General features: G+C 52.5%; 12 protein-coding genes. 6 read left to right on the top strand and 6 right to left on the bottom strand.

The window, feature by feature from the left end; translation table 11 throughout:
* The first annotated feature begins 241 nt into the window (after positions 1 to 241).
* Complete coding sequence (locus PAECUDRAFT_RS06425; protein ID WP_006037311.1) at positions 242 to 1,783, top strand: stalk domain-containing protein; 1,542 nt, start codon at positions 242 to 244, stop codon at positions 1,781 to 1,783.
* A 136-nt stretch (positions 1,784 to 1,919) separates the two neighbouring features.
* Here the strand turns inward: PAECUDRAFT_RS06425 and PAECUDRAFT_RS25190 are convergent.
* Together PAECUDRAFT_RS25190 and PAECUDRAFT_RS06410 are read right to left on the bottom strand one after the other, a co-directional pair.
* Positions 1,920 to 3,271, bottom strand: a protein-coding gene (locus PAECUDRAFT_RS25190; RefSeq protein ID WP_085979454.1) for an IS1182 family transposase whose coding sequence is annotated in 2 segments (ribosomal slippage) — positions 1,920 to 2,704 and positions 2,704 to 3,271 — 1,353 coding nt in all. Because the reading frame shifts where the segments join, the coding sequence is not laid out codon by codon here.
* Positions 3,272 to 3,802: 531 nt separating this feature from the next.
* The gene (locus PAECUDRAFT_RS06410) at positions 3,803 to 4,885 is read right to left on the bottom strand and encodes a hypothetical protein (protein ID WP_006037310.1); all 1,083 of its coding nucleotides are present in this window, start codon (positions 4,883 to 4,885) and stop codon (positions 3,803 to 3,805) included.
* 236 nt (positions 4,886 to 5,121) lie between these two features.
* On the opposite strand from PAECUDRAFT_RS06410, the gene PAECUDRAFT_RS06405 reads away from it, so the two are divergent.
* Both PAECUDRAFT_RS06405 and PAECUDRAFT_RS06395 read left to right on the top strand, forming a co-directional pair.
* A complete protein-coding gene (locus PAECUDRAFT_RS06405) occupies positions 5,122 to 6,933 on the top strand; it encodes a B12-binding domain-containing radical SAM protein (RefSeq protein WP_040711788.1) in 1,812 nt (603 codons plus the stop codon).
* A 506-nt stretch (positions 6,934 to 7,439) separates the two neighbouring features.
* The gene (locus PAECUDRAFT_RS06395) at positions 7,440 to 7,715 is read left to right on the top strand and encodes a hypothetical protein (RefSeq protein WP_040711783.1); all 276 of its coding nucleotides are present in this window, start codon (positions 7,440 to 7,442) and stop codon (positions 7,713 to 7,715) included.
* A gap of 66 nt (positions 7,716 to 7,781) precedes the next feature.
* On the opposite strand, the gene PAECUDRAFT_RS06390 is transcribed toward PAECUDRAFT_RS06395, so the two are convergent.
* Genes PAECUDRAFT_RS06390 through PAECUDRAFT_RS06380 form a run of 3 tightly spaced genes read right to left on the bottom strand, consistent with a single transcriptional unit; the run spans position 7,782 to position 9,776 of the window.
* Complete coding sequence (locus PAECUDRAFT_RS06390) at positions 7,782 to 8,177, bottom strand: VOC family protein (protein ID WP_006037308.1); 396 nt, start codon at positions 8,175 to 8,177, stop codon at positions 7,782 to 7,784.
* A 37-nt stretch (positions 8,178 to 8,214) separates the two neighbouring features.
* Entirely contained in the window at positions 8,215 to 8,805 is a 591-nt protein-coding gene (locus PAECUDRAFT_RS06385) for a class I SAM-dependent methyltransferase (RefSeq protein ID WP_006037307.1), read from the bottom strand.
* A 5-nt stretch (positions 8,806 to 8,810) separates the two neighbouring features.
* Positions 8,811 to 9,776 carry a TIGR01212 family radical SAM protein gene (locus PAECUDRAFT_RS06380; protein WP_006037306.1) on the bottom strand — a complete coding sequence of 322 codons (966 nt, stop codon included), beginning with the start codon at positions 9,774 to 9,776 and terminating at the stop codon, positions 8,811 to 8,813.
* 283 nt (positions 9,777 to 10,059) lie between these two features.
* Between PAECUDRAFT_RS06380 and PAECUDRAFT_RS06375 the strand changes: the two genes are divergently transcribed.
* Both PAECUDRAFT_RS06375 and trmB read left to right on the top strand, forming a co-directional pair.
* Entirely contained in the window at positions 10,060 to 10,272 is a 213-nt protein-coding gene (locus PAECUDRAFT_RS06375) for a hypothetical protein (protein WP_006037305.1), read from the top strand.
* 160 nt (positions 10,273 to 10,432) lie between these two features.
* The gene (gene trmB, locus PAECUDRAFT_RS06370; RefSeq protein WP_006037304.1) at positions 10,433 to 11,206 is read left to right on the top strand and encodes a tRNA (guanosine(46)-N7)-methyltransferase TrmB; all 774 of its coding nucleotides are present in this window, start codon (positions 10,433 to 10,435) and stop codon (positions 11,204 to 11,206) included.
* Between the two features lie 5 nt (positions 11,207 to 11,211).
* Here trmB and PAECUDRAFT_RS06365 read toward each other — a convergent pair whose 3' ends face one another.
* Positions 11,212 to 11,769, bottom strand: a complete 558-nt coding sequence (locus PAECUDRAFT_RS06365) for a phosphatase PAP2 family protein (protein WP_006037303.1) — start codon at positions 11,767 to 11,769, stop codon at positions 11,212 to 11,214.
* Between the two features lie 272 nt (positions 11,770 to 12,041).
* Here PAECUDRAFT_RS06365 and PAECUDRAFT_RS06360 point away from each other — a divergent pair, with 272 nt between their 5' ends.
* Positions 12,042 to 13,223: a glycosyltransferase family 4 protein gene (locus tag PAECUDRAFT_RS06360; RefSeq protein WP_006037302.1), complete on the top strand. Its 1,182-nt coding sequence runs from the start codon at positions 12,042 to 12,044 to the stop codon at positions 13,221 to 13,223.
* Positions 13,224 to 13,525 lie beyond the last annotated feature (302 nt).

Raw genomic sequence — 13,525 nt, 5'->3', positions numbered from 1 at the left:
TTGTAAGCGCTATATCGACCATAATACTACTGAAATCGGCTGGAACACAACAGCTTTATTGAAATTTGTTTGATTTTATTAGGTTTAATTAACCTAACAAAATGTATTTTGTTAGGTTCTATGAAAGTGATTGATTGCGCGAAAACAAAATCATAAGACATTGGTCAATAGACAATAGAGTTTCCAAATGATAGGATGGATTTGATAGATTAATAGGAGAATATATGGAGGAAATACCGACGTGAAAAGACGCACCGCCCAATGGATTTTGACCCCGGTTCTGGCAGCCGCGCTTGCATTTGCACCGTTTGTTGGCGCATCGCCAACCGTGCACGCTGCAACGCCGCAAGTCGCAGCAACACAAACGCCTATTTCGGTTTACGTTGATGGCAAGAGGCTTGCCCTTACGCAAGCGCCTTATGAATCAGCGGGTTCGACGCTAGTCCCGATGAAAGCGATTTTTAACGCGCTTCATGTGACGAACATCGTGTGGGAGCAAAGCAGCAAGACGCTCATCGCTCGTAAAGACCGGCTGACGATTACGATGCAAGTTGGCTCCAAATCGGCCATTGTGAATGGCAAAACGTATAAGCTGAACGCTCCTGTAACGGTACGCAATGGAACGACCTTCATTCCGCTCCGTTTTGTAGGCGAAACGCTGGGCGCTAACGTTCTATGGGACGCCAAGGCGCGTAAAGTGACGATTACCTCGCAGGAAGCGCAGTTTGCCGCACTGCAGAAGCAATGGGAGCAAGAGCGCGCGAGCCATCTCAAGACGACTGCGCAGATCGTGCAGGAGAACGATGAGAAAATCGTGATGATTACGACGGACTTTGGCTTGGGAAGCGGCGTCGTCATCGGCGAGAATGAGATTTTGACCAATTACCATGTCATGGATGGCGCAACCAAAGCGACCGCGCTTACGGTTGATCAGGAGACGTTCGAGGTTGCTGGCGTAGTGGCGAGCAGCGAGAAGAACGATCTTGCGATTATCAGAACGAAAAAGCCGCTCAATATCGAGCCGGTTGATCTGAACTGGGACTATGACTTTGAAAAAGGCGATTCGGTCATTGCGATCGGCAGTCCATTGGGGGTTCAAAATACAGCATCGGACGGCATCATTAGTAATATTACGTTCGATGGCAGCGTGGAATATATTCAATTCAGCGCGCCGATCGACCACGGCAGCTCAGGCGGCGGCCTCTTCAATCAATATGGAGAGCTGATCGGCATTACGTCAGCAGGCTATGATGACACGAACGCGGATCTTAACTTTGCCGTTTCGATCTACCATATTGCAGAGCTGCTCGATGAGTATGATGCTCATCCGGATGCGAAGCCTGCATTCCTTCCTTCCAAGCTGCCTGCAACGCTGAAAGGCGCGTCGATGGAGGAAATTAAGGCTGTGATGGACAAGTATTTCTCTTCCATTCAGACGTCGTACGAGACTGCGGCATTGACGAACTGGACAGTGAAGCGGGATGAGAAGGGCTGGTTCGTATTCGAAGCGAAGATCGATCCGACCTTCTATCTCGTCTATGGCGAGCAAACGTCTCACCAGCTTGGAACGTGGGCGCTTAACACGGGCTACGAGCTGAAGCGAATGCTGCCAGGCGAAACGATTCAAATGACGATTAATTTTGAACAAACGGTCGAGTTTGAACCGCGCGGCTACAAGCAAGAAGAGGTGACGGCGCTAGGCGATAACAAATGGCGCGTCGCTTTCCCGGTCATCGAGTACCAAGCGAAGACGACGCCTTTGCTCAAGGTTCGTTCGTCGTAAAATAGGCATATATGAAGCAGCTGCTCTCCATAGGAGGGCAGCCAGATTGTAGAGAAACCCACGTTTTTTCAAAACGCTGGGTTTCTCTTTGTTTTATCGAGGCTGTATTTAAAGGCAAAAAGGGTGGTTTAACGCCTTACGCCCTCCTTTCGAGGTGGAGGGCAATCTTTTTCATGTTCTGCACCGCAGCGGTCATCAACGCTTGTTCCATCACGTTTTTTAACCCCCGCAAACGGCAATAGCGAAACCCGTGGAGCTGTTTAGCATCCGCGAAGCTTCGCTCAATCGTTTCTTTTCTCTTTTTGTAGAGCCTTTTGCCCGACTTACTGAGGCGGTTTAATCGCACTTGTTCTTTACTGTCTTCCCAAATATGTCTGGTGATCACTTTGCGTTTGGTAGCGGAACGTGTACACTGCTCCAGCATCGGACATGTTTCACATTGTTTTGGATCCGACGCATAATGCCGGTAGCCATGTCGATCGGTTGTTCGGTATGACAGTTCTTGCTGCTGCGGACAAACATACAAATTACGTTCTGCATCATAGATAAACTTCCATTTTGGATGTAAGCCTTGTGTGGGATGGAATCGTCGATGTGCAATGACACCAAAGATTTTACGTTTCTCTAATCCTTTGCAAATCGGAGTCGTCAAATAGCCGGAATCCAATGCAACTGCCTCTACTGTAAACCCAAAACGCTGACGTTGACGGTCTAAACGAGAAAGATACGGTACGGAATCATGGACATTGCCGGCGGTGACGAAAACATCGGTAACTAGGTTGTACTTCACATCAACTGTGCGATGATCCAAGTAGAAGAAGCCTTCCGGCTTACCTTCTCGGTACATATATCCGCTGTCCGGATCAGTCGTGCTAACCTTCACTTCCTTGTCTTCCGTCACCTCCTCCCGTGGTTTTAGTGCTTTTTTCCTTGCGATTTACGGTCTGCTTCTACCGCCGCATTCAGTTCATCCACGTAATCCCGCGTGTTCTGTTGCACTTGCTCTTTCGTGTATTTATGTTTATTCGCATTAGCCTTTACATGAGTTGAATCGGAGATCAGGACACGTCCGCCAATCATTCGATGTGACACAGCCTGAAGTACAATCTCATCAAAAATATCTTGGAACACAGACGTATCTTTGAACCGGGTTCGCCGGTTCCAGCTAATCGTCGTGTGATCAGGGACTCGATCAGTTAGTCCAAGCCCAAGAAACCAACGGTAGGCGAGGTTGGTTTGAACTTCGCGTTCCAATTGACGTTCCGAACGAATGCCATAGAAGTAACCCAGAAAAATCATCTTGAACAGCACGAGGGGGTCGATGGCTGGACGCCCGTTATCTTGGCAGTAAAGGTGGCGTACTTTCTCATCGATGAAAGAAAAGTCGATATACTTATCGATCTTGCGGAGCATATGATCAGCGGGAACTAAATCTTCAATGGAGACTAACTCATAGTTTTGTTGTTTATCTCGATTAGAACGCAGCATGCGACACCATCCGTTCATAGTTATTACCACTATTATACTATATTAACGCGGTGTCGTGTTAAATTACATGCACATAAGAAAGGCTGCCGAGACTTTCTCGACAGCCTGGCTGCTCTCCATAGGAGGGCAGCTTTTTTCATTGGAAGCAGCGGTCGAGCGAAGTAGTTTACGCAGCGGAAGTTAGGAACTGTTAAGCAGGCTCATTGTAGTTGGCGATGTCGCATTGGGGGCTGCAATAGCAGGCTGCTGTAGGTATGGATACAATTATGTAGAATTAGAACTTAAAAAGGGAACCTTCAGTGGTGGATCTGGCGAGGAGTCTAGAGTGGTATGGAGATAGAGTTGTTAACAAAATTAATCGATAATGATCTAATGTCCTGGAAAACATGAAAGGGAGAGTCCCTCACGACGAAAAACCAAAGTGCACTCTTAAAATTATCAAGATGCATCTAATCAACGAGAAGAAAACCCGACGTTAAAAACGTGGGTTTCCAGCATTGTTATGGGCGAGGGGGACGTCGGGAGAGTAATTTATGAAATCCGAGTGCGAAAGCCAAGCAGATTCAGGAAAGATTTTTTCGGAGCGGGGTGACGCTGCGAGCGTGGCGTATAGAACGGCATAGATAGCGCAGCTGCGTTCGTATGCTCTGGCGTATGCGAGCGTGGCTGGGTTTCCGATGCGGCAGCGGCCTCGAGCGTCAGGAAGCTGTCGTTGTCGAACGGGTTCGTGCCTTCGCCAGGGTCGAGCCCGTCCTCAGATGAATCATAACCATGATCATCGTTTGGAAAGCCGAGCACCTCCATCGCAAGCGACATCAACGATTCGGGCTGGGCTCTGCGCGCGCCCGCTTTGCCGTGAAGGATGACTTGCGCTTGCAGGTCCTCCTCGTTTGGCGCTATGTTTTCTGTAATAGCGCTTTCCGAGCTAGTCGACTGCAACGACGACGCCATTGCTGGGTCTTTGCTGTCCACGCTGATCATCATCAATGCCGTTGTCGAGTCCATGCCATCCGAGCTAATCGGCTGATGCTGCGCGGTGGCTGAGTCCGCGCTACCTGAGCTGACGAACTGCTGCGCAGTCGCAGAGTTAGCGTTGTCGGCGTTGATTGGCTGCAAGTCCGCCGTCGAATTGGTGCTGTCCGAGCTTATCGCCTGCTGCTGCACGATCGTCGCATCCACGTCGTCTGCGCTAATCGCCTGCTGTTGAGCGATCGCCGTATCCACGCCTTCCGCACTTATCGGCTGCAGTGCCGCCGCCGAGTCTGCGCCGACCGCGCCAATCGCCTGCTGCTGCGCGATGGCCGCATCCACGATCGCCGCATCCGCGCTGGCGGCAGCTTCGCTCAACGCGGCAATCGCTTTCGCCTTCGCGATCGTTCTCGCTGCGCTGGCTTCCAGCTGCGCCCGCGCAGCCTGCACCTCGAGCAAATAATGCTCGAATTCGTCCAAGCGAGTTGCAATTCGTTCGTTGTACTGCTGCACTTCCTGTATCATTCCATAAAGCAGCTTCATCGTTAGCTTTGGCGGCTGATCAGCATGCTCCCGTTTTTCCTCATCGCGACTGGTCCACTCCGGCACTCCCGGTTCCTTTTCCGTTCCTGCATGTTCTACCACGGCAAGGCCTCCTTCAGCGTTATTCAGTACGCATTTTTTTTCGCGCTCCACGAGCTTGTCCTTATCGTATCGCATCCGACACGGATAAGCTGTCGAACATTGCTGTCGGCTTGTTGGAACATTTGCGGCACATTGTGGCAGGAATGCCTAAGGGCTTTAGTTCTACTTCGAACGGGAAAAATGGTACAATAGAGTGCAGTATGCATTTTGTGAACAGTAGAGAGGGTATGACCGTTATGAAAATCGTTCTGGCAACGCTGAATGCCAAGTATATACACACATCGCTCGCGCTGCGCTGCCTGAAGGCGTTCGCCGAGAAGGATTTCCCGGATATCGACATTGCGGAGTATACGATTAAGGACCCTGCGATGAACATCGTGTCGGATTTGTTCGCGCGCCGTCCGGATGTAATCGGCTTCTCCTGCTATATTTGGAACATCGAAGAGACGATCGTCGTCATCGACATGCTCCGCAAAATTATGCCGGAGGTAAAGATTCTCCTCGGCGGGCCGGAAGTGAGCTACGACACCGAGTTTTGGATGGAACGCATTCCGCAGGTCGATTTTATCGTCGTTGGCGAGGGAGAAGAGACGTTTCACCACATGCTGCAGGAGCTGGAGACGACGCGCAAGTTCCATCTCGTGTTTGGTCTGGCGTATCGCAAAGAGAAGGAGGGCAAGAGCCAGATCGTCGTTAACCCTGGCCGGCCGAAGCTCGATCTTGCGACGCTGCCATCTCCTTATCGATTCGAAGAGGATATTCCGACACTCGCCAATCGCGTCGTTTATTTTGAAACGAGCCGGGGATGCCCGTTCAGCTGCCAATTCTGCTTGTCCAGCATCGAGGTTGGCGTGCGTTATTTTGACATCAACCGGACGAAAGCGGACATTAATTATTTGATCGATCAAGGCGCGAAGCTGATCAAATTCGTCGATCGGACCTTTAACATTAAGCGCGACTATGCACTCGAAATGTTCCAATTTCTGATCGAAAATCATCGCGGCTGCGTGTTCCAATTCGAAATTACTGCCGATATTATGCGCCCCGAGGTGCTGGATTATTTGGCTGAGCATGCGCCGCCGGGCGTGTTCCGGTTCGAGATCGGCGTTCAATCGACGAACGATATTACGAATGAAGCGGTTAAGCGCCGCCAGAATTTTACGAAGCTGACGCGCACGGTCAACAAGGTCCGGGATTCGGGCAAGATCGACCAGCATCTCGACTTGATCGCAGGCTTGCCGCATGAAGATTACGATACGTTCCGCAAAACGTTTAACGATGTATTCGCACTCCGTCCGGAGGAGCTGCAGTTAGGCTTCCTCAAAATGCTTCGCGGCACCGGCATGCGCCATGATGCAGAGAAGCACGGCTACGTGTATATGGATCGCGCGCCTTATGAGATTTTGGGCAATGATCTGCTTCCGTTCTCGGATATTGTTCGAATCAAGCGGGTAGAGGATGTGCTGGAGAAGTATTGGAATGCGCATCGTTTGGATCATACGCTTCTTTATCTGGTGGAGCAGGTATTCCCGTCGCCATTCGATTTCTTCCAAGCGTTCGGCGACTATTGGGAAGGCCGCGGCTGGCAGCGGATCGGCCATCAACTGGAGGATTTGTTCGCTCGACTGTGGGCGTTCCTTGCTGATCGCGGCGCAGAAGCATCGGAGGGACGGCTTGATCTCGACGTTACGCTTGGGCTGATGAAGCTGGACTATTTCCTGAATCACAAATACAAACCGCGCAAAGTATGGTGGGATTTCGTCATGGACAAAGCGGAGTGGAGCAGCTGGATGAAACAATTGTCCGAACGGCCTGAGACGGTATCAGGCGACTTCGCTGCGCTTGGCTTGGCAGACAAAGAGCTGCACAAGCACGCCGTCATCGACCGCGTCCCATTCGACCTCGCGCTGTATTTAGCCGATGGAGCAATCGACAAATCAGCGGACTCGCTGCTCGTCATGATCTACGGCGGCGAAGCCGCAGGCAAGCCGTATGCGCTTCGCATCACGGGGCAAGAAGCTGTGGAGCAGCTTGCTACGACCGAGTAGAGAAGGCGATAAGGTACAAAAAAAGTGCCGTAAACGGCGTCTGCGCCAGCATGGACGCGAATAGGGAACAAAAAAGTGTCGTAATCGCCGCCCACGCCAGCATGAGCGCGAATAGGGAACAAAAAAGTGTCGTAATCGCCGCCTACGCCAGCATGAGCGCGAATAGGGAACAAAAAAGTGTCGTAATCACCGCCCGCGCCAGCGTGGGCGCGAATAGAGAACAAAAAAGTACCGTAATCACCGCCCGCGCCAGCGTGGGCGCGAATAGGGAACAAAAAAGTGCCGTAATCACAGCCCGCGCCAGCGTGGGCGCGAATAGGGAACAAAAAAGTGCCGTAAACGGCGCACGCCAGCATGGGCGCGAATAGGGAACAAAAAAGTGCCGTAATCGCCGTTCACGCCAGTGTGGGCGCGAATAGGGAACAAAAAAGTGCCGTAAACGGCGCCCGCGCCAGTGTGGGCGCGAATAGGGAACAAAAAGTGCCGTAAACGGCGCCCGCGCCAGCATGAGCGCGAATAGGGAACAAAAAAGTACCGTAATCACCGCCCGCGCCAGCATGAGCGCGAATAGGGAACAAAAAAGTGCCGTAATCACCGCCCACGCCAGCATGGGCGCGAATAGGGAACAAAAAAGTGCCGTAATCACCGCCCGCGCCAGCGTGGGCGCGAATAGAGAACAAAAAAGTGCCGTAATCACCGCCCACGCCAGCATGGGCGTGAATAGGGAACAAAAAAGTGCCATAATCCTCGCCCGCGCCAGCATGAGCGTGAATAAGTCATAAAAAGAGGCCGTTTCAGACGTGGCATACGTCTGAAACGGCCTCTTTTTGAATGGGTCATAATAGAGACTACTGCGCCGTCCCCGGCTGGAACAGCTCGAACAGCTCGCCATCCGGCCCGTAGAAGAAGAAGTAACGGCTGCCGTCTGGCAGCGTCGTAATTTCCGTATCGCGAAGCGGCACTTGCAGCTGCTTGATCCGTGTGAATTCGACCTCGACATCATCTACGGTGAAGGCAACGTGATGAACCTTGCCCTCTGCAGGAAGCTCGCTATTGTAGCCTTCGATCAGCTCGATTTCCGTTTCTTCATGCCCCGGGAACGCAAGGAAAGCGAGGCGAATGACGCCATTCGAATGCGTCATCGTTTTACGATGCTCCAGACCGAGCACCTTCGTGTAATAGCTAATGGAAAGCTCAATATTCGTTACCATAATGCCGACATGCTCGATTTTGCGAATGGCCATCGTTAATCTCTCCCTTTATTTTATATTGGATGTTGCGTTACTGCCGCTTGCGGCTGCGCTCGATCGCGACCAAATAAGGGGCGGTCGGCTTTTGCGCCATTCGGTAGACGACAGCTTGTCCGGCAGTTGACGGCAGTGCAGCGCACCATTGCGCTACAGCGTCGGCTTCGTCATCGCCGCCGGGGTGCCCGGGGTAAAGGACGCAAGTCAGAATGCCGCCGGGCTTCAGCAGCGCGAGCGCTTCGGACAACGCAGCAATCGATGAATCCGGCTTTGTGATGATCGTGGGGTCTGCGCCGGGCAAGTAGCCCAGATTAAACATAACGGCCGCGATTGCGCCTGCGTGCTTAGGCTGCACATGCGCAGCCATTCGTTCATGGCTGTCCAGCACGAGCTGCAAAGCGGGAAGCCGCCCCTCGTCTTCTAGCGGCGCCAAGCGCTCGCGTGTCGCTAGAAGCGCAGCCTCTTGAATGTCAAAAGCATAAACGGCGCCGCGCGGACCGACGAGCTCTGCGAGAAACCGAGTATCGACGCCGTTGCCGGCAGTCGCGTCAATAACGGCATCTCCCGGAGAGACGCGCTCTCGGATCCACTGATGGGCCGTGCTGAGCACGGATAGGAAGCCCATCGCGGCTACCCTTGCCAGAGTCGGCCTTGCCACGTGTTACGGCGGGCCAGCTCTGCGTCGATTGCGTTAAGCACTTCCCATTTTTTCAGACTCCACATCGGGCCGATGAGCAGATCGCGAGGCGCATCGCCCGTCAGGCGATGGACGATCATTTCGGGAGGCAGCAGCTCCAGCGAGTCGGCGATAAGGCCGATATATTCGTCCATTTCGAGGAAACGGAGAAGTCCGGCTTCGTGCTGCTTGACCATCGGCGTTTTGCGCATGAGATGGAGCAGATGAATTTTGATGCCTTGCACATCCATTCGAGCGACAGCTCGGCAAGTGTCCATCATCATCTGGTGCGTCTCCTGCGGGAGGCCGTAGATGATATGCGCGCAGACGCGGATTCCTCTTGCGCGCAGACGCCGAACGGCATCCTCGTAGCAGGCGGTATCATGAGCGCGATTAATGAGCTCAGAGGTCGATTCATGAATCGTCTGCAAGCCCATTTCGAGCCACAGGTATGTCCGTTCATTCAGTTCGGCCAAGTAATCGATAACGTCGTCAGGCAGACAGTCGGGGCGTGTCGCAATGGATAAACCAACGACGCCCGGCTGCTCCAGAATGACTTCAAAATATTCCCGAAGCTCTTCAACTGGCGCGTACGTATTGGTGTAGGCTTGGAAATAGCCGATGTATTTGGCGTTCGGCCATTTTTGATGCTGGCGGTCGCGAATCGTATTGAACTGCGTCACGAGGTCGTCGCGCCGGCGTCCGGCAAAATCGCCCGAGCCGCGAGCGCTGCAAAACGTACAGCCGCCCTTGGCGATCGAGCCGTCCCGATTGGGGCAGGTGAAGCCCGCGTCGAGCATAACCTTGAACACCTTTTCGCCGAACTGCTCCCGCATCTCATAATTCCATGTATGAAACCGTTTGTCGCTCCACAGCATCGGCTGCTGCTCCGGCGTAACGGCGTTGCTTGCGATTGTCATAATAGCTCCTTCTCTTGAATCACGATGTTCCGGGATTGCCCGCTAACGTTTATTGTAGCGAAATTCCGGTCGGAATGCCACGATAAGGCGAAAACGCAGTTTAAAATCTACTGGAAATAAATTAGCCCGATTTTCGAAAAATGCTTGCTATACCTTACATGATGTGTTAAATTAAAAGTGCGACAAATCAATGAAAAACTCATTTTCTCTTCCATCGCAACGTATGACATATAATGTCGATTTTCTGGTAATAATATTGAAAAAATCGATGAGGTGATGCGCAATGAATACGGGATTGAAGATTCCACATGGCGAAGATAAAGTGAAGGTTGAGCTGACGGTTAAAGAACTGATGGTGCTGGCAGGGGCGCGCTTCCCTAACAATCATGTGTTGGAAGTGTCCGCTCGCAAGAAGCTGAACGAAGTGCTGGAGCAAACTTATGAAATTGAAAACGGCGGCAGCCGAGACGGTATTTCGTACGACTACTTAAATTAATAGGCGCCTGTTAGCAAGCGCTTACGACCCATATGTTGGTAATTCAAGTAACAGCCCGCGATCAAGCGCAGGCTGTTTTTTCTTTTTATATCCGCCTCTTTACTTTCCGGCGTAACTTAGGCACAATAGTTCTAGTTTTGAATTGGAGGACGAACAGACGATGCGATTACGCGGTAGAAAAGGAATTCTTGAAAGCATAGAGAGCCAGCCGGAGCTTGTCGTACTAGACGGGACCGCTTACAAAGGGCGCTGGCATGAGTTTTTCGGCAATGATCATCCGATCTATGTCGAGCTGGGAATGGGCAAAGGACAGTTTATTAGCACGATGAGCTTCCGCAATCCGGAAATTAACTACATCGGCGTAGACATGTACGATGAGCTGATTCGCCGAGGCGCGGAGAAGGCGCGTAACATTTGGGCAGAGCGCGGTGTGGACAGCCCTCCGAACCTGGCGCTGCTTCGCGCGAATATCGAAGGCATCGAAAACATCTTCGACAAAGGCGAGCTTGAGCGCGTCTACTTGAACTTCAGCGATCCATGGCCGAAAGCCAAGCATGCGCGCCGTCGCCTGACGCATCCGCGATTCGTGCGCAAGTATATGGAGGCGCTCAATGCGCGCGGGGAGATTCATTTTAAAACCGATTCCCAGTCGTTGTTCGAGTTTTCGCTGAATAGCTTCGCGGATATGGAGCTCTTAACCCGCAACATCGCGCTTAACCTGCATAAGGATGGCTTGCGCGATGATCTCGTGCCGACAGAGTATGAGATGAAGTTTTACGAGCGCGGACAAAACATTCACCGCATCGAGGTGCTGATCGGCGAAGAGCCAATCGCGGCTTGGCGCCAAGCGAAGCGAGAAGCATCCCAGGTAGATGCGGAGGCTGCGAAGCAGGATCAATCCGATGATGAGGACGATGCGGCTTCAGAAGAATAGAAGCTTTAGATGGGCCACAGCGAGACGATGCTTGCGCTTGTAGCCGTGCCTAGCAGGAAGCCTGCTGTCACATCGGATGGGTAGTGAAGCCCGAGGTACATGCGGGACCATGCGACTGACAAGCCAACGAGCAGCGCCGCGGGGATCATGTATAGGGCGGACGCGCTTGCTGCAAGCGTTAGGGGAAGCAGCCAAGAGAAAATGGCTGTCGTATGGCCGGAGGGGAACGAAGAGTCTTGAAGCGGGTGATGGCAAGCGTTAATGAAAGGAAGCTTTTGGTAGGGACGCAGCCTGCGGAAGCGGCGCTTCATAATGGCTACCGGCAAATGGCTTAGCGCGACGGCAAGCAAACACTGCCAGCCCGCTGTACGCCATAGATCCGAGCTGCTCGCCAAGGCGATAAGCAGGCCGGTTGCAAGCGTAAACGTTGCGCCGCCCATATGGGTAATGGTGCCGAGCCATCTGCCGAGGCAGGCCTGGATCCAGCGGTTGGCTGATCGCTTATTCGCGATCAACAGCAATTGGCGGTCTTGGGTACGAAGCCACCCCATCATGCGCTCCATCCAGATCCCTCCGTTTAGGGGCACCAATGCCCGAAATGAAACCGTTCCGCATACGTGCGGAGCGGTTTTTTGTGCTGCTGATAATGTAGCATTGCATTGTTCGCGCTGTGTCAACGGGATGATAAACGAATATTAATGAACCCTTAAATCGGCGTTGACTTCAAGGTAACAGTCCTTGCTTATATTTAACGAATGTTAGCGCAATGGCTGCGTACAATGAGGCTGAGGCGCGATTTTTAGCCGATTAAGTCCCGAAGCGGAGGCGATCTACGATGCGTTTGGCTCTATTCACCGATACGTATGACCCAGAGGTTAACGGGGTTGCCCGGACGCTGGGCCGATGGACGGAATATTTGCGTTTACAAGGGGTGGAGGTCCAAGTGTTTGCGCCTGATCCTGCCTCCGGCCACCCGCCGCGCCACTCGTCGATTCATGTGCAGCGGTTTGCTTCATTGCCGTTTTTCCTATATCCGGAATGCAGGTGGGCGCTGCCTAATCCGTTTCCGATTCGTCGCGCGTTGCTTGAATTCAAGCCAACGCTTATTCATGTTGCTACGCCATTCAACATGGGGCTGTTCGGTGTTCATTATGCAAAGAAGCTGCACATTCCGCTGGTCGCTTCGTACCATACCAACTTTGACCGCTACTTGCCGTTTTACAATCTTCAGTGGATGGTAAAGATGTTATGGAGGTACATGGAGTGGTTCCATCAGGACTGCCAGTCTATTTTCGTACCGTCGCCCTCCACACGCTCTGATCTCGTCAAACGGGGATGGCGCGAGGAGCGGCTTCAGGTATGGCCAAGAGGCATTGCCCAAAATCAGTATTTCCCTGGAGTCGATCGCTCGAAGGTGTTGGCGTCGCTTGGAATCGAGCCAGAGCGGTTTGTCGTGCTTTATGTTGGAAGACTCGCGCCGGAGAAGGATGTTGGCGTAGCGATTGATGCTTTTGAACGATTCCGTCAATCCAGCTGTCCAGAGGCAGTCCTACTTATTGCGGGAGACGGCCCATCTGCGGCAGAATTGGCTGAACGCTGCAAGCGGGACCAACTGCCGGTTTCATTCCTAGGCTTCACGGAGCTGCCTGCGCTTCGAGCGTTGTACGCGGCGGCAGATGTATTTCTGTTCCCTTCATCGACAGAAACCTTTGGCAATGTGGTCCTTGAAGCGATGGCTTCAGGTACGCCGGTCGTATGTGCTGCGGCAGGCGGAGTTGCGGACACAGTCACGCACCGAGAAAATGGGCTGCTGTGCGAGCCTGGCGATGTGGAGGCTTTCGCGAGCGCGCTGGAGCTGTTGTACCGGAATCCGGAGCAGCGGCTTGTTTTGGCGGAGCGCGGGATCGCTTATGCGCAGAGCCAGTCGTGGGAGGCTATATTTGATCGGCTGCTGTCACAATTTCGGGAAGCTGAAGCTGGAGAAGGGGGCAAGACGGTTCACCGTTTTGTCACATGAGGGGGCAAATCGAACGGAACCGAAATGTCGATTCATTCGTTAAGGAGTACGTAAGCATTAAAATTGCCGCAAATGGATGAAAATAAGGGGGAAGCGGGCGTAATTCGGGGCAACAGTGAAGTTCGGTTGCCGTGGAAGCGTTTTTCCAAGCGTAAAAGGCGGTATGGGCGCGAAAACCGTTTTTGACAAAGCTGCCAGAACGGTGCAAAATTCACTATGGTCGCAAAATAATAAGGATTTACGAAAAATAGATAGAACGTCGCGAAGACGGCGACCGTAGATGGATGTAGTTGCGATTATCA

Source organism: Paenibacillus curdlanolyticus YK9 (assembly GCF_000179615.1).
Lineage (GTDB): Bacteria > Bacillota > Bacilli > Paenibacillales > Paenibacillaceae > Paenibacillus_T > Paenibacillus_T curdlanolyticus.
This window is presented reverse-complemented; position numbering and strand designations above follow the sequence as displayed.